At 60.5% G+C, this 20489-nt stretch carries 12 protein-coding genes; 6 read left to right on the plus strand and 6 right to left on the minus strand.

Annotated features, from left to right (window positions below; genetic code table 11):
• Positions 1-185 precede the first annotated feature (185 nt).
• The 3 genes from recC to recD are packed head-to-tail and all read left to right on the plus strand — an operon-like array spanning position 186 to position 9441.
• Positions 186-3662 (plus strand): exodeoxyribonuclease V subunit gamma, encoded by a 3477-nt coding sequence (gene recC, locus BW686_RS25285; RefSeq protein ID WP_084920782.1) that lies wholly within the window; start codon positions 186-188, stop codon positions 3660-3662.
• Positions 3659-7351, plus strand: a complete 3693-nt coding sequence (gene recB, locus BW686_RS25290; RefSeq protein ID WP_084920785.1) for an exodeoxyribonuclease V subunit beta — start codon at positions 3659-3661, stop codon at positions 7349-7351. Before recC ends, recB begins: the two co-directional genes overlap by 4 nt.
• Positions 7348-9441, plus strand: coding sequence for an exodeoxyribonuclease V subunit alpha (gene recD, locus BW686_RS25295; protein WP_084920787.1), 2094 nt, complete (start codon positions 7348-7350; stop codon positions 9439-9441). The genes recB and recD overlap by 4 nt, the downstream gene beginning before the upstream one ends.
• Before the next feature lie 597 nt (positions 9442-10038).
• On the opposite strand, the gene BW686_RS25300 is transcribed toward recD, so the two are convergent.
• The gene (locus tag BW686_RS25300) at positions 10039-10947 is read right to left on the minus strand and encodes a hypothetical protein (RefSeq protein WP_084920791.1); all 909 of its coding nucleotides are present in this window, start codon (positions 10945-10947) and stop codon (positions 10039-10041) included.
• A gap of 343 nt (positions 10948-11290) precedes the next feature.
• Positions 11291-12271, minus strand: a complete 981-nt coding sequence (locus BW686_RS25305) for a LysR family transcriptional regulator (RefSeq protein WP_084920794.1) — start codon at positions 12269-12271, stop codon at positions 11291-11293.
• A 157-nt stretch (positions 12272-12428) separates the two neighbouring features.
• Here BW686_RS25305 and BW686_RS25310 point away from each other — a divergent pair, with 157 nt between their 5' ends.
• The 3 genes from BW686_RS25310 to ggt all read left to right on the plus strand — a co-directional run bounded on the left by BW686_RS25310 (position 12429) and on the right by ggt (position 16990).
• Positions 12429-13955 (plus strand): CoA-acylating methylmalonate-semialdehyde dehydrogenase, encoded by a 1527-nt coding sequence (locus BW686_RS25310; RefSeq protein ID WP_084920796.1) that lies wholly within the window; start codon positions 12429-12431, stop codon positions 13953-13955.
• A 225-nt stretch (positions 13956-14180) separates the two neighbouring features.
• Positions 14181-15077: a 3-hydroxyisobutyrate dehydrogenase gene (gene mmsB / locus BW686_RS25320; protein ID WP_084920801.1), complete on the plus strand. Its 897-nt coding sequence runs from the start codon at positions 14181-14183 to the stop codon at positions 15075-15077.
• Between the two features lie 185 nt (positions 15078-15262).
• Positions 15263-16990, plus strand: a complete 1728-nt coding sequence (gene ggt, locus BW686_RS25325) for a gamma-glutamyltransferase (protein ID WP_084920804.1) — start codon at positions 15263-15265, stop codon at positions 16988-16990.
• A 67-nt stretch (positions 16991-17057) separates the two neighbouring features.
• Here ggt and phnE read toward each other — a convergent pair whose 3' ends face one another.
• From phnE to BW686_RS25345, 4 genes are read right to left on the minus strand one after another with little or no spacing between them, the layout of a single operon-like run.
• Positions 17058-17825: a phosphonate ABC transporter, permease protein PhnE gene (gene phnE / locus BW686_RS25330; protein WP_084920807.1), complete on the minus strand. Its 768-nt coding sequence runs from the start codon at positions 17823-17825 to the stop codon at positions 17058-17060.
• The gene (locus tag BW686_RS25335) at positions 17822-18649 is read right to left on the minus strand and encodes a PhnE/PtxC family ABC transporter permease (RefSeq protein ID WP_084920810.1); all 828 of its coding nucleotides are present in this window, start codon (positions 18647-18649) and stop codon (positions 17822-17824) included. The genes phnE and BW686_RS25335 overlap by 4 nt, the downstream gene beginning before the upstream one ends.
• Positions 18643-19440, minus strand: coding sequence for a phosphonate ABC transporter ATP-binding protein (locus BW686_RS25340; RefSeq protein WP_084920812.1), 798 nt, complete (start codon positions 19438-19440; stop codon positions 18643-18645). Before BW686_RS25340 ends, BW686_RS25335 begins: the two co-directional genes overlap by 7 nt.
• Positions 19437-20288, minus strand: coding sequence for a putative selenate ABC transporter substrate-binding protein (locus BW686_RS25345; RefSeq protein ID WP_084920815.1), 852 nt, complete (start codon positions 20286-20288; stop codon positions 19437-19439). The genes BW686_RS25340 and BW686_RS25345 overlap by 4 nt, the downstream gene beginning before the upstream one ends.
• Positions 20289-20489: the final 201 nt, after the last annotated feature.

The raw sequence follows: 20489 nt of genomic DNA on the forward strand, positions 1-20489 counted from the left end.
CCGAAAACCCTCATCGCTGACGCGTTGAGGGTTTTTGTTTTTATGGCGTTCGCCAAACCTCACCTCACGTCAGACAAGCCCGCATATCCCCGACAGTCATCCGGATCAACGTGCATATAGCAATCCAGCGCGCTTGCCCTTATGGTTCGGCCTCAGGTTCCAATTGCACCGCCAAGGAAGCAAGCATGTCTGTTACGACCTCTCCAAGCGCAGGTTTCATGGTGGTTCAAGGCAACCGCCCGGATGAACTGCGCAGTCTGGTTGTGTCCTGGATGCGACGCTACCCCTTATCGCCGCTCGAAAACGAGATTGCTTTGGTACAGAGCAACGGTATCGCGCAATGGCTCAAGCTCGCTCTGGCTGAAGACGCTCAGGATGAGGACAGCGGTGGTTGTGGCATTGCCGCAGCTATAGACGTTCAGTTGCCCGGCAGCTTCATGTGGACGCTGTATCGCATCGTCCTTGGCAGCGATGAAATTCCCGCGACCTCTTTGCTCGACAAGACACCCCTGACCTGGCGCCTGATGCGCTTGCTGCCTGCGCTTATCAATCAGCCGCACTTCGAGCCATTGCAGCGCTTTCTGACCGACGACACTGATCTGCGCAAGCGCTATCAACTGTCCGAACGGCTGTCTGATCTGTTCGACCAATATCAGGTCTACCGCGCCGACTGGCTGGAAGACTGGGCCGCCGGCCTGCATCAGTTGCGTGATGGACGAGGTCTGATCAGGCCGTTGTCCCCCGCCAATTGCTGGCAGGCCGAGCTATGGCGCGCCTTGCTGGATGATGTTGGAGCGGAGGGCATGGCGCAAAGCCGGGCTGGCGTGCATCGACGTTTCATCGAGCGTATCGGCGCCATGACCGAGGCGCCCCCCGGCCTGCCATCGCGGGTCATCGTTTTCGGTATATCGTCACTCCCCGCGCAAGCGCTTGAAGCCTTGGCAGGACTGGCGAAATTCAGCCAGGTGCTGCTCTGTGTGCATAACCCCTGTCGTCACCATTGGACCGACATCGTTGCCGACAAGGACCTGCTGCGTCACCAGTACAAGCGTCAGGCGCGCAAGACCGGCATGCCGATGATCCTTGATCCGCAGGCGCTGCACCAACATGCTCACCCGCTGCTCGCCGCCTGGGGCAAACAGGGGCGCGATTACATTAATTTGCTGGACAGCCATGACGACCCGCGCAGCTATCGATCCTCCTTCAAGGACGAGCGCATCGATCTGTTCAGCGAAGCCGAGCCCACCAACCTGCTGAACCAGTTACAGGACGATATTCTTGAGCTGCGTCCGCTGGACGAGACGCGGGAAAAGTGGCCAGCGGTTGATCCTCTGGAGGACCGTTCGGTCCGTTTCCACATTGCCCATAGCGCCCAGCGTGAAGTGGAGGTGCTGCATGACCAGCTTCTGGCGCGGTTCAGCAAAGACCCCGACCTTCGCCCGCGTGATGTGATCGTCATGGTGCCGGATATCGACAGCTATGCGCCGCATATTCGTGCTGTCTTCGGCCAGATTGAACGCGATGATCGCCGCTTCATTCCTTTCACCCTCGCTGACCAGGGGCAACGTGGCCGTGAGCCGTTACTGATTGCGGTCGAGCACCTGCTCAAGCTCCCCGACAGCCGTTTCCCGGTCAGTGAGATTCTCGACTTGCTGGACGTTCCTGCGTTGCGAGCACGCTTCCGGATTCAGGAGCGCGACCTGCCGACGCTGCACCGCTGGATCGAAGGCGCCGGCATCCGTTGGGGGCTCAACGCCGAGCAACGCGCCGGTCTTGGATTGCCGAATGCCCTTGAGCAGAACAGCTGGCATTTCGGTCTGCGCCGTATGCTGCTGGGTTACGCCGTAGGTGCCGGCACGGCTTACGACGGCATAGAGCCCTACGATGAAATCGGTGGGCTGGATGCTGCGTTTATCGGCCCGCTGGTCGCGTTGATCGATGCACTTCAGGTTGCCCACACGGAGCTGTCCACGCCCGCCACTCCGGAGCATTGGGGCGCGCGCCTGCAAGCCGTCCTGCAATTGTTCTTTATTGCTGAAAGCGAGCACGACGACTACCTGCTCGCTCAACTGGAAACACTCCGCGAAAACTGGCTTGAGACCTGCTCCATCGTCGGTCTGGCCGATGAGCTGCCGCTGACCGTGGTCCGCGAAGCCTGGCTGGCCGGGCTTGATCAGGGCCGTCTGTCTCAGCGCTTTCTGGCGGGCTCGGTCAACTTCTGCACGCTGATGCCCATGCGCGCCATTCCGTTCAAAGTGGTCTGCCTGCTGGGCATGAACGACGGTGACTACCCCCGCGCTCAACCCCCGCTGGACTTCGACCTGATGGGCAGCGATTATCGCCCTGGCGACCGCTCGCGGCGTGAAGATGATCGTTACCTGTTGCTCGAAGCGGTGCTTTCGGCCCGAGATCAACTGTACGTGAGCTGGGTTGGCCGCAGCATTCGTGACAACAGCGAGCGTCCCGCTTCGGTGCTGATCGGTCAATTGCGTGACCACCTTGCCAGTGGCTGGAACCTGGCAGGCGAGACCGATGCCGAGAATAAAGCGGATGCCGGTGAGCGCTTGCTGAAAGCCCTCACGGTTCACCATCCGCTGCAGCCATTCAGTGCCCGTTATTTCCATGCAGGCACCGGCTACTTCAGTTTCGCCCGAGAATGGCGTCTGCTCCATGAGACCGATGTTCAGTTACCTGTTCCCGCTGAGCTACCGCCCCATGAACAGGAAGAACCGTTGTCCGTCGCGCAATTGCAGGACTTCCTGAGAAACCCGGTGAAGCACTTTTTCAGTCAGCGCCTGAAGATCTATTTCGAAGTCGCCGAAGCGCCGCTCGCCGATGAAGAACCGTTTGTACTGGATGCGCTTGAGCGCTATGGACTCAGTGAAAGCCTGCTCAGTGCGGCGATGGCCTCGCCGGACAATATCGACGCGGCCCTTCATCAGCAGGCGCTGAAACTGCAAGCCAGCGGATTGCTGCCCCTCGCAGGTTTCGGTACGTGCCTGCAGGACGAACTGATCGAACCTCTGCCGGACGTGCTGAAGCGTTACCACGACGTATTGGCGCGTTGGCCCGAGGCGCTGAGCAGTGCGTTGCCGATCAGCTTCAGCCACACTGGCGTGAGCATCGACGGCTGGCTTGGCGGATTGCACCGCAACACCCGCGGCGAGTTGTTGCTGGTCACTGCGATTCCCAACAGCATCGGTTCGAAAAAGACCCGCAAGTGGCATCGGCTGATTCGTCCCTGGGTGAATCATCTGGTGGCCTGCGCCTGTGAACTTCCGCTGAGCACCGCACTGGTGGCCAGCGATGAAACCCTGATGCTGGATCCGCTGGACAAGGACGCTGCCATCACCACATTGAACCACCTGTTGATGGCCTGGCTGCATGGCATGCAGCAACCGCTGCCGGTGGCCGTCAAAACCGCCTTCGCCTGGCTTGGCCAACCCGCCGACAAAGCCGAAGCCGCCGCCCGTAAAGCCTATGAAGGTGACGGGCAGACCACCGATGGCGAGCGTCGCGAAAGCACGGCGCTGGCCCGGCAGTTTCCGGACTTCGACGCCTTGCTGGACAGTGAAGAGTTCGCGGGCTGGTGCGAGACGCTCTACAAACCGATTTACGACGCGCCTTGGCAATCGCTGTCTGGCGGGGAGGGCGGCGCATGAATGCCTCATCGCTTCCTTTGGCACTGCGTTTTCCGTTACGCGGCAGCCAGTTGATCGAAGCCAGCGCCGGGACCGGCAAGACCTTCACCATCTCAGCGTTGTACTTGCGGCTGGTGCTTGGTCACGGTGCTGAACAATCAGGTTTTGGCCGCGAATTGCTGCCGCCGCAAATCCTCGTTGTGACCTTCACGGACGCCGCAACCAAGGAGTTGCGCGACCGGATTCGGACCCGGCTGGCCGAGGCCGCACGCTTTTTCCGTGACGAGATTGACGCGCCGGATGGTCTGATCGCCGAATTGCGTGAACAGTTCGAGGCCGAACAGTGGCCCGCGTGCGCCAGCCGCCTGGACATCGCCGCGCAATGGATGGACGAAGCCGCCGTTTCGACCATTCACAGCTGGTGCCAGCGCATGCTGCGTGAACATGCTTTCGACAGCGGCAGTCTGTTCACCCAGACCCTGGAAACCGACCACAGCGACCTGCTCGGCGAAGTGCTGCGCGATTACTGGCGACGATTCTGCTACCCCATGAGCGGCGACGCGCTGGCCTGGGTGCGGGAAAACTGGAGTGGCCCTGCTGCGCTCCTGCCACGTGTACGAGGCCTGTTCGGTCGTGACCGCAGCAACAATACTCAAGAGCCAGCCGAGCTGATCGAAGCGTCTTTGCAAGAGCGTCGAGCAGCGCTTGCCGCCCTCAAAGCCCCTTGGGGCGCATGGGCTGACGAGTTGTACGCCCTCTGTCAGGACGCCGTCGCCCGCAAGGTGGTCGATGGTCGCAAGATGCAGGAGCGTTTCTTCAAGCCCTGGTTCGACAAGCTGTCTGCATGGGCTGCCGACGAAAGTCAGGAAGCGCTGGACCTGGGCACCGGCTTCACTCGCCTCACCCCGGACGGCGTTGCCGAAGCCTGGAAAAGCGAGCCGCCTTCGCACCCCGCGTTCGAGGCCATGGCCGAACTCAAGGCTGCGCTTGAAGCTCTGCCCAAGCCAGACGCTGCTGTCCTGCAACACGCTGCGCAGTGGGTCAGTGCGCGCTTTGAGGAAGAGAAGCGTCGTCGCGCCGAAATGGGGTTTGACGACATGCTGCTCAGGCTCGACGCCGCCTTGCGCAGCGCTGGCGGCGAGCGACTGGCCACCCTGATTCGCGAGCAGTTTCCGGTGGCGCTGATCGATGAATTCCAGGACACCGACCCGGTGCAGTACCGGATCTTCGAAAGCATCTATCGCCTTGAAGACAACGACCCGAACACCGGCCTGTTCCTGATCGGCGACCCCAAGCAGGCGATCTACGCCTTTCGTGGCGCCGACATCTACACCTACTTGCGCGCCCGGCAGGCCACCGATGGCCGCTGGCATACACTGGACACCAACTATCGCTCCAGTCATGCGATGGTCGAGTCGGTCAACCATGTCTTCACCCGCGCCGAGAAACGCCCGGAAGGGCGGGGCGCTTTTCTGTTTCGTGACGATAAAGGCAATCAGGTGCCGTTCGCCGACGCACTGGCCCAAGGTCTCAAAGAGACCCTGGAGGTTGATGGCAACCCACTGACGGCGTTGACCGTCTGGCACCTGGAGAGTGAGCAGCCGGTGTCCGGCGTCGCCTATCGCCAGCAACTGGCTGCCAGTTGCGCCAGCGAGATCGTGCGCCTGCTCAACGCGGGTCAACAGGGCCGCGCGGGGTTCAGCGCGCCGGACAAGACGATACGTGGGTTGCGTCCCGCCGATATCGCCATTCTGGTCCGCGACGGCAAAGAAGCGCAGGCTGTGCGCAGTCAACTGACGGCGCGTGGCGTGCGCAGCGTCTACCTGTCAGACAAGGATTCGGTGTTCGCGGCTCAGGAAGCTCATGACCTGCTGTCCTGGCTCAAAGCCTGCGCCGAGCCGGACTCCGAGCGCACCTTGCGCGCGGCCTTGGCCTGTATCACCCTCGACCTGCCTCTTGCCGAGCTGGAGCGTTTGAATCAGGACGAACTGGCGTGGGAACAGCGCGTCATGCAGTTCCGTGGCTATCGCGCCGTATGGCGCAGCCAGGGCGTGCTGCCGATGCTGCGACGCTTGTTGCACGACTTCGCCCTGCCGCAGACCTTGATCTCGCGCACGGACGGCGAGCGGGTGCTGACCAATCTGCTGCACCTGTCCGAACTGTTGCAACAGGCCGCCGCCGAACTGGATGGCGAACAGGCCCTGATTCGTCATCTGGGTGATCATCTGGCGCTGTCCGGTCAGGCCGGAGAAGAGCAGATCCTGCGCCTGGAAAGCGACGAGCAACTGGTCAAGGTCGTCACCATTCACAAGTCCAAAGGGCTGCAGTACCCGTTGGTATTTCTGCCCTTCATTTGTTCGTCCAAACCGGTCGATGGCAGCAGACTGCCGTTGCAGTTTCACGACCTCGAGGGCCGGGCGCAGATCAGTTTGCAGCCTACCGAGGCGCTGATCCGGCAAGCCGACGACGAGCGCCTGGCCGAAGACCTGCGCTTGCTCTATGTCGCGCTCACCCGTTCGGAATACGCCTGCTGGCTGGGCGTCGCCGACCTCAAGCGCGGCAATGCCAACAGCTCGATGCTGCACCGCTCGGCGCTGGGCTACTTGCTGGGGGGCGGTGCGCCGTTGTCCGAGTCGGCGGACCTCAAGATCTGGTTGCGTGATCTGGTCGAGGGCTGCGACGCGATTGCCTTGCAGCCGGTCCCGGAACCCACTGACGAACGCTTCAGTGCGCCGCGCAACGAAGCCTCGCTGGTCAAACTGCTGGTGCCCAAACGTCGTGCTGCCGAGAACTGGTGGATCGCGTCCTATAGCGCCTTGCGCATTGGCGACACGGTGACTGCCGGGGCGGATGAGTCACCGGACAGCCCGCAGGCGCAGAAGCTGTTTGACGATGAGCGCCTCGACCCTGAAGCGCCTCGCGACATTCTGGTTGGCGGTGGCGATATCCATCGCTTTCCGCGTGGTCCGAACCCCGGCACCTTTCTGCATGGCTTGCTCGAATGGGCGGGCAATGAAGGGTTTGGGCTGACCGCGCATGACCCGGACCTGATAAGGGACGCTGTGGCGCGGCGCTGCAGCCGGCGCGGCTGGGCTGGCTGGATCGAAACCCTGCGTGACTGGTTGCAGCAGATGCTGAACATGCCGCTGCGCCTTTCGCCCGATGCCACGCCGGTCGCGCTGGGTGATCTGGACCAGCCCAACCAGTACCGCGTCGAAATGGAGTTCTGGTTCGCCAGCACCCACGTCAATGTGGCGCAGATGGACGCGCTGGTGCGGCGCTTTACCCACGACAACGCGCCGCGCGCCGCGACTGAAACCGTCTCGCTCAACGGCATGTTCAAAGGCTTCATCGACCTGACCTTCGAGCACGAAGGCCGTTATTACGTGGCCGACTACAAGTCCAACTGGCTGGGCGCCGACGATGACGCCTACACCGAACTGGCGATGGAATCGTCGATCCTCGACAACCGTTACGACCTGCAATATGTCCTGTACTTACTGGCCTTGCATCGTCAGCTCAAGGCGCGGATGGCCGACTACGATTACGATCAGCACATGGGCGGCGCGCTGTACCTGTTTCTGCGCGGCAGTCGTTCTGCCTCTCAAGGTGCCTGGTTCACTCGGCCACCCCGCGAACTGATCGAAAGCCTGGACCTGCTGTTTCAGGGTAAGCCGATACCGCATGACCTGCCGGGAGCTTTGGCATGAGCCGCTCGTTTGACAATCTGTTGCCCACAGCGCTGGACGACGCCAGCCTCGCCGAATTGAATCCGCTGGCCCGTGTCGACGACCTTCTGATGTTGCTGGAGCGCTGGGTAGAACGCGGCTGGTTGCGCGCGCTGGACCGGGCTTTCGTCGCCTTCCTCAGTGAACTCGACCCGCAGGCCGATCCGTTGGTGCTGGTCGCTGCGGCCCTCACCAGCCATCAACTGGGTCATGGCCATGTCTGCCTCGATCTTTACGAAACCCTGAAAGAACCGGACTTTGCTCTGTCGCTGCCGCCCGAAGGCGACCAGCAAAGCGGGACGATGCTGCTGCCCTCGCAATTGCTCGCAGCGCTGGATGGCGCCGCCTGGTGCCAGGCGCTGGCAGGCAGTTCGCTGGTGGCCGAGGTGGGCGACCCCAGTGCCGAGGCGCAGCAAAAACCATTGGTACTGGCGGAACGGCGTTTGTACTTGCGCCGCTACTGGACCTACGAACGCCGCATCGCCGCAGCCTTGCGGCGGCGCCTTGCTCAAGATGAGGCCCCGCCCGAGGACCTGCCGCAGCGTCTTAATGCATTGTTCAAACCTGCGAGTTCGGCGCCGGAAGCCGTCATCGACTGGCAGAAGCTGGCCTGTGCGCTGGCTACCCGCCGGGCGTTCAGCATCATCACTGGTGGTCCGGGCACCGGCAAGACGACGACCGTGGTGCGCTTGCTGGCGTTGCTTCAAGCGCCGGCCGTGCAGAGCGGCCAGCCATTGCGCATTCGACTGGCTGCACCGACCGGCAAGGCGGCGGCACGTTTGACCGAGTCCATCAGCCAGCAGGTCCAGAGCCTGGACGTCAGCCAAGAAGTGCGCCAGAAGATCCCCAGTGAAGTGACCACCGTACACCGCTTGCTGGGCAGCCGCCCCGGTACTCGTCACTTCCGTCACCACGCCGGCAACCTGCTGCCACTGGATGTGCTGGTGGTCGATGAGGCGTCGATGATCGACCTGGAGATGATGGCCAACCTGCTCGATGCATTGCCGGCGCATGCCCGTATGGTTTTGTTGGGTGACAAGGATCAGTTGGCTTCCGTCGAAGCTGGCGCAGTGCTGGGCGACTTGTGCCGCGACGCTGAAGACGGTTTTTACAGCCCTGAAACCCAGGCCTGGCTGGAAGCCGTCAGCGGTGAAGACCTCGGCAAAGGCGCGTTGCGCCAAGGCGATGCGCAACAGCATCCATTGGCTCAGCAAGTCGTCATGCTGCGTCACTCGCGCCGTTTCGGCCAGGGCAGCGGCATCGGCCAGTTGGCCCGACTGGTCAACCAGCAACAGGATCAGCAGGCGCGAGCGCTGTTGTCGGCAGGCAGTCACAACGATGTGTTCGCATTGACCCTGAAGGGCGAGCAAGACCTCAAGTTCAAGCGGCTGGTGCTGGACGGTCTCGGCAAGGGCGAGCACGGCCCGCAAGGCTATCGGCACTACTTGAACGTGCTGGCCGCCGAGCGCCCTGCTCAGGGTTCTTCACTCGACGACGCAGGCTGGACGCTCTGGGCGCGCTTGGTGCTGAATGCTTTCGACGCGTTTCAGTTGCTGTGCGCTGTGCGCAAAGGCCCGTGGGGCGTGGAAGGCTTGAACCAGCGCATCACGCACGCGTTGTTCAGCGCAGGCCTGATTGAAAGCGAGCAGCAGTGGTATGAGGGCCGTCCGGTGCTGATGACCCACAACGATTACGGCCTCGGCCTGATGAACGGCGACATCGGCATCACCTTGCGACTGCCCGAGCGTGAGGGCGAGAGCAAGCAAGTACTGCGCGTCGCCTTCCCGCGTAACGACGGCAGCGGCGGCGTACGCTTCGTCCTGCCCAGCCGCCTCAACGAAGTCGAAACCGTCTACGCCATGACCGTACACAAATCCCAAGGCTCGGAATTCGCCCACACCGCTCTCATCCTGCCCGAAGCCCTCAACCCGGTACTGACCAAAGAACTGATCTACACCGGCATCACCCGCGCCAAACACTGGTTCAGCCTGATCGAACCCCGCCAGGGCATCTTCGAAGAAGCCCTGCGCCGCAAGGTCAAACGCCTGAGCGGCTTGATGCTCGGGCTTTGAAGGTGCCAGCGCCCACCCTTGACTCATGTGCCACAGCGTTGGCACACATCACGGGTTAGCCGTTGGGGCGCCTCAGTGGAAGGTCATGAAGGCAAAGCAGGGTTAATACCCTACACCTATAAACACCCTCACTATTGGAAAGACCCTCTGAGACGCCCCTGTGAGATACCTAAGATATCTATTCTCTGAGAACGCCTCTGAGGCCATTGTTGATAGTTATTATCCATCAATGACAATTTATCTGAGCTTTCCACCTCAAAGGAGGCCAATAAATAAATTTCCACCTTGTCACTGATGGTCTCAGTGCTCAGCACCAAGATGATCTAACGACCATTGAACAGGCCATGAGCGAGACCCCAAGATCGGCCTATGCATCTTTGACATTAAAGCCTGTGGTCTCCGGTTTTATCGTGGCCTGAAGCTGCCCTTGAGTTCCTGAAGACCAGACTGTCAGCAATGGTCAACGGCAATCATCAGTGCTGGGATCTTGAGATAATGGCTGTGGTGGAAATCGTGGCTGATGGCAAGGTCCGCGTGAAGCTAATATAGTTTTAGCTACTCACCGGACCTATATCAGGTGGTTTATAGAGCCATTGGCTAAGATTTAATCTCTTCTTCAATGGTGATTTTGGCGAGAGTGGCTCTTACTTTAGCGACTCCCGAAGGGTCTAATTGGTTTGCTTCATTTAAACTTTCTGTCAGCCAACCGTTGGTTTTGAATGGTATGTCTAATCCCGTCCTGTAGTACTTATTTTCAAGGGTGTTAACGATCTTGCCAAGTATGAGAGATACTCGTGATTTATTGCTCGCCTCTACCGCAGCCGTAAGTCCTTGTGAATAGGTGATCAGCATGTTTCCGGGAATATCCTTTAGATCCCAAACTAAAACCTCTACATCTCGCAAGTCGGCGTCGGCTTCAGCAAATTTTCTATTGACTTCGGTCAGACTGGTTTCGAGTTTTTTAATGTTGTTATCAGTTGATTTTATGTCGCTAATCAGTTCTGATCGAATGCCTTCGGATAGTTTTCTTGTCTCGGAAAGCTGAAGTAAAAATCGATCTTGAATGACTTGGCTTTTTTGATCGCTTGATTTGTCAGATTCCCGTTTGTACTCCTCGATCTGAAGGTCGAATTGGGCCTTGTAGGCGTTTATCTTTCCTTCAAATTCTGCCCTTAATCGTTCTTTGTCTTGGTCGTATAATTTGAAATTTGTAAGAATGCTAAGCCCGGTAAGAATTAAAACAAAGCTAAAAATCCCGCCTAGCGCCCAGTATACTGTCGCCTGTTGTGATGATTGAAAGTCTTTTATTAGCCGATTTTGCTCTTTTATAAGAAGTAGCTCGGATTCTTGCTTGGTTATGGTTGCTTGCGGTGCTGTTGGGTCTTGCTTGTTAACTATTGCAGCAGGGGCAATGAGTTCAGCTGAGGGGCGTGAATTCGGGTTGGCTGCCACCACGGCAGAGCAAAAAATAAAGGTACAAGCGATGAGTCTAGCAGTTTCCTTCATTGTTATACTGTCCATTACGTAAGAGCGACTGATCTACGGAATCGTAAATATCTCACACTTAACGCCGTGGTAAAACAAAAAATGACCTCAAATGGGTGTACCCCTTTAAGATTTTTTTGAAGCCAGAGCGGGAATTCAAATTTTAACGAAAACCTGACAGGAATTTTTGAGACCTAATTCCATCAATTACTATCTTGCGCGGTCCCCCGTGTGCCCACTTCAATACCTGCATGGGGTCCTTAATAGCGCCTGTGTGCGCCACTGACTGTAAAAGCCCTCGCGACTGTCACAAGTAGTGTCACAACCGCCGTCACAAGTCGTTGCCAACGCCCATTAGGGGTCGTTAGGATGAGCTTCCTTTGCTACCTGTAGATTCTCCTTCTGCGAACTTTAGGACCCGCGTCTGGCCCAACAGAAACGCCTGATTGCGCTCGGTGGCCTCGCGGATGTAGTCCCACAACAACGTGATCCGCTTGAGCTTCCGCAAATCCTCGCGACAGTACATCCAGAATTGCCGGGTGATGTTCACGTCCTCTGCCAGCACCGGCAGTAGCCTCGGGTCCTGGGCGGCGAGGAAGCACGGCAGGATTGCTAGGGCACGGCCTTGCAGGGCGGCGGTGTATTGGGCGATGACGCTGGTGCTCCGCAGTGGCGCTTGAGCGTTGGGCAGCAGGTTGCTCAGGTACAGCAGCTCCGAGCTGAACGCCAGGTCATCGACGTAGCTGATGAAAAGATGCTCGGCCAGGTCGGCTTTGCGCTGAATCGGCGGGTGGTTGTCCAGGTAGTCCTGGGTTGCGTACAGGCGCAGGCTGTAGTCGCAAAGTTTGCAGCACACGTAGGGGCCGTGATCCGGGCGCTCCAGTGCGATGACGATATCGGCCTCACGTTTGGACAAGCTGATGAAGTGCGGCAGCGGCAGGATGTCCAGCGAAATGCTCGGGTAGCTGTCGAGAAAGTGGCTGAGCTGCGGGGTGATGAAAAAGCTGCCGAAGCCTTCGGTGCAGCCCATGCGGATGTGTCCGGACAACGCCACGCTGGAACCGGAAACCTGTTCGCAGGCCATGTGCAATGTGCTTTCGATGGACTCGGCGTAGCCCAACAGGCGCTGGCCTTCGGCAGTCATGATGAAGCCGTTGTTGCGCGACTTTTCGAACAGCAATGTGCCGAGCGAGGTTTCCAGTGAGTTGATGCGCCGTGACACGGTGGTGTAGTCGACGGCGAGCCGCCGGGCTGCGCTGCTGACTTTGCGGGTGCGTGCCACTTCAAGGAAAAACTTCAGGTCATCCCAGTTCAACAGGCCCAGGGAGGTGATGTTTTTTTGCATGTTGACCCTGCTTTTATCTGCGTTCTTGTTAGAAGTTTGCACATCTATACTCCAAAGCACGCCCCCTGACCAACTCAAAAACAAGACTGTCGGGAGACCATGACGATCCGTCTGAAAATGCTCTGGATGCATGGTTTGCTGAAGGAGAACCCCGCACATGAATGCTTCATTGAACGACACATCGACCACGGTTGCTCGCGTGAAACTGCTGATCAACGGCGAGTGGATCGACTCGCACAGCGGTGAATGGCAAGACATCGTCAACCCGGCCACGCAGGAAGTGCTCGCTCAGGTGCCTTTCGCGACGAGCGATGAAGTGGATGCCGCCGTTGCCGCCGCCCACGCGGCGTACCGCACCTGGCGCGATACGCCCGTCGGGGCTCGCATGCGCATCATGCTCAAATTGCAGGCGCTGATACGCGAGCATTCCAGACGCATTGCGGCGGTGTTGAGCGCCGAGCAAGGCAAGACCCTGGCCGACGCCGAGGGCGATATCTTTCGCGGCCTTGAGGTGGTGGAGCACGCGTGCTCTATCGGTACGTTGCAGATGGGCGAGTTCGCCGAGAATGTCGCCAGCGGCGTCGACACCTACACGCTGCGCCAGCCCATCGGGGTGTGTGCAGGCATCACACCGTTCAACTTTCCCGCGATGATCCCGCTGTGGATGTTCCCGATGGCGATTGCCTGCGGCAACACATTCGTCCTCAAGCCCTCTGAACAGGACCCGCTGTCGACCATGCTGCTGGTCGAGCTGGCGGTAGAAGCCGGCGTGCCAGCCGGGGTGCTCAATGTGGTTCACGGCGGCAAGGACGTGGTGGATGCGATCTGCACACACAAGGACATCAAGGCGATTTCCTTCGTCGGTTCGACCGCCGTCGGCACGCACGTTTATGACCTGGCCGGGCGGCACGGCAAGCGCGTGCAGGCGATGATGGGCGCGAAGAATCATGCCGTTGTACTGCCCGACGCCAATCGTGAGCAGACGCTGAACGCGTTGGTCGGTGCAGGTTTTGGCGCAGCGGGGCAGCGCTGCATGGCAACCTCAGTGGTGGTGTTGGTCGGCGCGTCGAAGCAGTGGCTGCCGGACCTCAAAGCGTTGGCGCAGAAACTCAAGGTCAACGCCGGTCACGAACCGGGCACGGACATCGGGCCGGTGATTTCCCGGCGTGCGAAGCAGCGCATTCTTGATCTGATCGAAAGCGGCGTGCGCGAAGGCGCGACCCTTGAACTGGACGGACGGGAAGTCTCGGTGCCGGGGTATGAAGGCGGTAATTTCGTGGGGCCGACGCTGTTCTCGGGCGTCACCACTGACATGCAGATTTACACCCAGGAAATCTTCGGCCCGGTGTTGGTGGTGCTGGAGGTCGACACGCTGGATGAGGCCATTGCGCTGGTCAACGCTAATCCGTTCGGCAACGGCACCGGGTTGTTCACCCAGAGCGGTGCGGCGGCGCGCAAGTTTCAGAGTGAAATCGACGTCGGCCAGGTAGGGATCAATATTCCGATTCCCGTGCCGGTGCCGTTCTTCAGCTTTACCGGCTCGCGGGGTTCCAAACTCGGTGATCTGGGGCCGTATGGCAAACAGGTGGTGCAGTTCTACACTCAGACCAAGACCGTCACCAGCCGCTGGTTTGACGACGACAGCGTGAACGACGGTGTGAACACCACGATCAATCTGCGCTGAGCGCTGCCTGTCATGACTCTCGTGCCACCGCTCCGCGTTGGCCTGCATTTCTGGACGTTCTGCGTCCGATCTTGAGCGCGCGGCGCGGTGCATATGTGTGACGCAGAGCGCCACGAAAGGTGTTCCCACGCTGGAGCGTGCGGAACGAGAGGTGTCTGGGCTCCACTTAGTGTGAATCAGTCGGGCTTGCCTATAACGGCGAGGGCCATACCAAGGAGAACAACAATGAACATCGCATTTATCGGACTGGGCAACATGGGCGCGCCGATGGCCCGTAACCTCATCAAGGCCGGACACCACCTGCACGTGTTCGATCTGAACACGGTGGTGTTGAGCGAGTTTGCCGAGCTGGGCGCGAAGGTCAGTGACTCGCCCAGGCAGGCGGTTGAGGGCAGTGAGCTGGTTATCACCATGCTGCCTGCCGCTGCGCATGTGCGCAGCGTGTACCTGAACGAAGACGGCGTGTTGAAAGGCATCTCGCCCGGCGTCCCGGCGGTTGATTGCAGCACCATTGATCCACAGACCGTTCGCGATATCGCCGCCGTGGCTGCGCAGCAAGGTGTTGTGCTGGGTGATGCGCCGGTATCAGGCGGGACCGGTGGCGCGCAGGCGGGGACATTGACGTTCATGGTCGGCGGCTCTGCGCAACACTTCGCCACGCTCAGGCCGGTGCTGGAACTCATGGGTCGCAACATCGTGCATTGCGGCGAGGTCGGCACCGGGCAGATCGCCAAGATCTGCAACAACATGCTGCTGGCGATCTCCATGATCGGCGTCTCCGAGTCGATGGCGCTGGGCAATGCGCTGGGGATCGACACCGAAGTGCTGGCCAGTATTATCAACACCTCGACCGGCCGCTGCTGGAGTTCTGAAGCGTACAACCCCTGGCCCGGCATCGTCGAAACCGCGCCGGCGTCGCGGGGTTACAGCGGCGGATTTGGTGCCGAACTGATGCTCAAGGATTTGGGGCTGGCCACCGAAGCCGCACGTTCGGTGCATCAACCCGTGATTCTCGGCGCCGTGGCTCAGCAGTTGTATCAGGCCATGAGCCTGCGCGGCGATGGCGGCAAGGACTTCTCGGCGATCATCGAGGGGTATCGTCCAGCACCTCAGGCGCTTTGATGACAGGGGCAAACGTGTATCTGGTTTTTACAGTAGGAAAACCGGTCATTAACGGCTACTTTGGACCCCGTCAGACCCGCGCAGGGATGCCCGGTACGCTTTGAGATGAGGCGCCGCATCCCTCGCCCGGAGGCTGGCGCTGCACTCATCACACGTCCCTGACCCAGAAAAAGAAGAGATCGACCATGAAGTTCGAACCCCTCGCCAGGTCGCTGATTGCGACCGCGCTGATCGTCGCGTACTCCCCCACATTCGCCGCATCACAAGCCCCGGTCGCTGCTGAAAACGGCATGGTCGTGACTGCCCAGCATCTGGCCACTCATGTGGGTGTCGATGTGCTCAAGAAGGGTGGCAACGCGGTCGATGCTGCCGTTGCAGTCGGTTACGCGCTGGCCGTGGTCTATCCCGCAGCCGGTAACCTCGGCGGTGGCGGTTTCATGACCATTCAACTGGCAGACGGGCGCAAGACCTTTCTCGACTTCCGCGAAAAGGCCCCGTTGGCGGCGACCGCCAACATGTACCTGGACAAGGACGGCAACGTCATCCCGGATCTGAGCGCCAAGGGGCATCTGGCGGTCGGCGTACCGGGCACTGTGTCCGGTATGGAGATGGCGCTGAGCAAATACGGCACTCGCAAACGCGAAGAAGTCATCGCGCCGGCGATCAAGCTGGCCGAAGACGGTTTTGTGCTGGGGCAGGGCGATGTCGACATGCTGTCCAGCGCCAAGGATGTGTTCAAGGCGGACATGGCGGATTCCGGCTCGATCTTCCTCGACAAGGGCGAGCCGATGCAGGTCGGTCAGAAACTGGTGCAGAAAGACCTCGCCAAAACCCTCAAGGAAGTGTCCGAAAAAGGCAGCGACGGTTTCTACAAAGGCTGGGTTGCCAAGGCGTTGGTCGATTCAAGCCAGGCTGGCAAGGGCATCATCACCCAGGCTGACCTCGACCACTACAAGACCCGTGAGCTGGCGCCGGTCGAATGTGATTATCGCGGCTACCACGTGGTATCCGCGCCGCCTCCGAGTTCCGGCGGTGTGGTCATTTGCCAGATTCTGAACATCCTCGAAGGCTACCCGATGAAAGAGCTGGGTTTCCGCTCGGCGCAGGGCATGCATTATCAGATCGAAGCGATGCGTCATGCTTACGCGGACCGCAACAGCTACCTGGGCGACCCCGATTTCGTCAAGAACCCGGTCGAGCATCTGCTGGACGTCAAGTACGCGGCCAAGCTGCGCGCGGCCATCGAACCGCAGAAAGCCGGTGACTCGAACAAGATCAAACCGGGTGTCGCCCCCCATGAGGGCAGCAACACCACTCATTACTCGATTGTCGACAAATGGGGCAACGCAGTCTCGGTCACGTACACGCTGAACAACTGGTTCGGCGCGGGCGTCATGGCCAGCAAGACCGGTGTGATCCTCAACGATGAAATGGATGACTTCACCGTCAAGGTCGGTGTGCCCAACATGTACGGGCTGGTGCAAGGCGAAGCCAACGCCATCGCGCCGGGCAAGACGCCGCTGTCGTCGATGAGCCCGACCATCGTCACCAAAGATGGCAAGACGGTCATGGTTGTCGGTACGCCGGGCGGCAGCCGCATCATTACTGCGACCCTGCTGACCATGCTCAACGTCATCGACTACGGCATGAACATTCAGGAAGCCGTTGACGCGCCGCGCTTCCACCAGCAATGGCAGCCTGAAGCCACCAATATCGACACGTTCGCGGTCAGCCCCGACACGCTGAAAATCCTCGAGAGCTGGGGCCACAAGTTCGCTGGTCCGCAGCCGCTCAATCACGTGGCGGCTATTCTGGTCGGTGCGCCTTCACTGGGCGGCAAACCGGTCGGTAACAACCGTTTTTATGGTGCCAATGACCCGCGTCGCAACACCGGTCTGTCACTGGGTTACTGAGTCATCTCACCGACAACGCCACGGCCCTGCGCTTCAGGGCCGTGGCGTTTTTGTTTCTGCGGTCGGGTCAGTTGCGCACCCAGCGCTGGCGGCTCCAGCCGCTCAATGCATCGACGGCGAACACCAGTATCAGCATGGTGAGAATGACCGTGCTGGCCTGCGCCTCTTGAAACAGGCTTAGGCTGACGTAAAGCATCTGCCCCAGCCCGCCCGCGCCGACAAAGCCCAAAATGCTGGCCATGCGAATATTGTTTTCCCAGCGGTACAGCATGTAAGCCAGCAACTGCGGCCACAGAGTGGGCAGCGTGCCGTAGCTGAAGGCCTGCCAGGCGCTGCCACCTTGCAGACGAATCGCCGCGGCGGGCGCTGGAGAGGTATTTTCCAGTGCTTCGGCAAACAATCGACCGAGGACACCGGTGGTGTGCAACGCCAGCGCCAGCGTGCCCGCATTAGGGCCGAGCCCGGCAGCCAGCACCATCAGCACCGCCCAGACCAGTTCCGGGATGGCGCGTAATGCATTGAGCAGCAAGCGACTCAGGCTGCGCAACGGCCAGCCCAGGCGTCCGGCGGCGGGCAAGGCGAGCAGCAGACCGGCGATGGCTGCCAGCAACGTGCCCAGTGCCGACATGGCGAGCGTTTCCAGAGCACCTTTGCCGATTGCCTGCAGGTGATCGCCACTCAAATCCGGGCTCATGAAGCGCAGCGCATAACGGCCCATCTGCGTCAGGTTGTCTTGAGTGCCTAGCGTGAGCAGATCCAGGCCCAGGTACAGAAATGACCCGATCACTGCCGCGACAATCGCCAGCACTAGCAACACGTTGCCTGCGCGCCTCAAGTGAACTGCCTGCGCAACAAGCGGCTGAGCTGGTCGGCGAGCAGCACCAGCAACAGGAAGGTCAGCAGCATGCTCGCCACTTCATCGCCAGCAAACATGCGCATCGACAGGTCAATCTGCTGGCCCAGTCCGCCCGCGCCGACAAAGCCCATCACCACCGAAGCACGCACCGCGCATTCCCAACGATAGACGGTGTAGGACGTCAGCTCGGCGGCTGCGTTGGGCAGGATGCCGTAAGCCAGCGCGGCGAGCCGTCCACTGCCTGATTGCAGCAACGCATGGGCCGGGCGCGGGTCCGCTGATTCGTAAATCTCGGCGTACACCTTGCCCAGCATGCCCGCGTAAGTGATGGCGATGGCCAGTACGCCGGCCGTCGGGCCAAGGCCGACCGCGCGCACGAACAGCAGCGCCCAGACGATTTCCGGCACGCTGCGCAGGAAGATCAACACCCCGCGCACCGGCCAGCGCAGGCATTGACCAGGCCAGCCAGGCCGACCGCCACGCGAGGCTGCCGACAAAGACAGTGCCTTGCTGGCGAGCAGGCTTGCCGGTACGGCCAGCAGCATGGCCAGCGTGATGCCCGCCGTGGCGATAGCGAGGGTTTGCAGGGTGGCATCCAGCAGCAGACCGAGGAATTCGGGGGCGTGTGCGACAGGCCAGAACCCGGCGAGGAAATGGCCCATCGTTCTGGCGTTATCGGCGTGCAACAGCACAAACGGATTCAGTTCGGCCAGACGAATGCCCGGCCAGAGCAGTGCGATGGCCAGCAGCGTCAGCAGCAGGCGCGGCACCGCCGCCGGGTCGCGTCGGTCCCGACTCAGCATCGCGGCGTCCAGGCTGTTTCTGCAATACCCGAAACAGGCTGAGGGCTCAGTTGTTCATTGGCATACAGCGTGTCGAGATGCGGCCGTTCGACCTCGTTGGCGGGGAGGTCAAAGTGGATACGCCCGTCTCGCACACCGATGATGCGCGGAAAGTGCGCCAGCGCCAGTTCCACCGCATGCAGGCTGGCGACCAGCGTCACGTTATGCTCGATGGCGTGCTGACACAGCAGCGCGAGGGTGTGATCAGCCAGGCGCGGGTCCATCGCCGAAACCGGTTCGTCAGCCAATAGCAATTCAGGCGCCTGATACAAGGCGCGAGCAATACCGACGCGTTGCAGTTGACCACCGGACAATTGCTGGCAGCGTTCGAACAGTTTGTCCGCCAGGTCCAGACGTGCGAGCACCGCACGTGCGCCGGGCACGTCGAGCGGATTCAGCAGGTTCAGCAGGCTTTTGCCCAGCCCCCATTGGCCCAGTTTGCCCGCCGACACCGCAGTGATGACTCGCTGGCGCGCCGGTAACGGCGGCGCCTGATGAATCAACGCTACACGGCTGCGCAAATGCTGGCGCTGGCGGCTGGAGAGTTGCCAGGGATTTGTCCCCAGCACCTCCAGGTGTCCGGCGCTGGGTGGCAGCGCGCTGGCCAGCAGGTTGAGCAAGGTCGTCTTGCCAGCGCCGGACGGCCCGATGATCGCCACCCGCTCACCGCGACTGATGCTCAGATCGAGACCGCGCAGCGCCTGTGTACCGTTGCTGTGGCGCAACTCGATACCGGACAGGCGCAGGGTCATTTCAGCAGGTCGGCGGCGCGTGCGGCTTCCTCGATGCCCTTGTAGTTCTCAGGCTTTGTTTCGATGAAGCGACTGGCCGCCTGAAGATCGAGAATCGCCTTCTGTTCCGGGTTGGCCGGGTCGAGGTCAAGGAACGCCTTTTTGATTTTCGCCGCCAGCGCCGGGTCGAGGCTGCCGCGCACGGTCCAGTTGTAGTCGAAATAGGTGGGCGTGGTTTCGAAGACGTGAACCTTGCTGGTGTCGACCTTGCCGCTGGCGACCAGTTTGTCCCACACGCTGGCATTGAGTACGCCAGCGTCGACCTTGCCCGCCTGAACCCAGGCGGCAGTCGCGTCATGTGCGCCGGAATAGGCGACACGGCTGAAGAACGTCTCCGGTTTGATGTTTTCCTTGAGCATGAAGTAGCGCGGCATCAGGCTGCCGGACGTGGACGACACCGAACCAAAGGCGAAGGTCTTGCCCTTGAGGTCGGCGAGGGTCTTCACGTTCGGGTCGGAGGTGATGAATTTGCTGGTGAACTTGGCGTCCTGCTCACGCTGTACCAACGGCACAGCGTTGCCGGTCTTGAGGTTGACCTGAACAAAGGTGAAGCCGCCCAGCCAGGCCATGTCGAGGCGATCGGTGGCAAGTGCTTCGACCACGGCGGGATAGTCCGCTACCGGCACGAACTCGACTTTCATGCCCAGCCGTTGCTCCAGGTAAGCCCCGAGCGGTTTGAACTTGCGCAGCAGTTCGGTGGGCGCTTCGTCCGGAATGGCCGAGACGCGCAGGGTGTCGGCCGCATGGCTGGTCAGCGCGGAGAAGGACAGGGCAAGGCCGGCGGCGAGCGCCAGGGTACGCTTGAGCATGGAAGTTCTCCGGTGCAATGGCGGAAAAAGGGGAAAGGCGCATGGGGTGAGCACGCAGCGCTTCACAGGGCGGGTGTGCGGGGGATTATAAGAGGCATGGCGAGAAAGGCCAGTTCATCAGACTCTACGGACGAGAGCGCAACCGGCGGGCGACGCGGTTTGCGCTGAGACCGGAACAGCCCCTAGACTCCGCAGCCTGTT

Origin of the sequence: Pseudomonas syringae, assembly GCF_002157375.1 — a bacterium.
Classification (GTDB): Bacteria; Pseudomonadota; Gammaproteobacteria; order Pseudomonadales; family Pseudomonadaceae; genus Aquipseudomonas; species Aquipseudomonas syringae_T.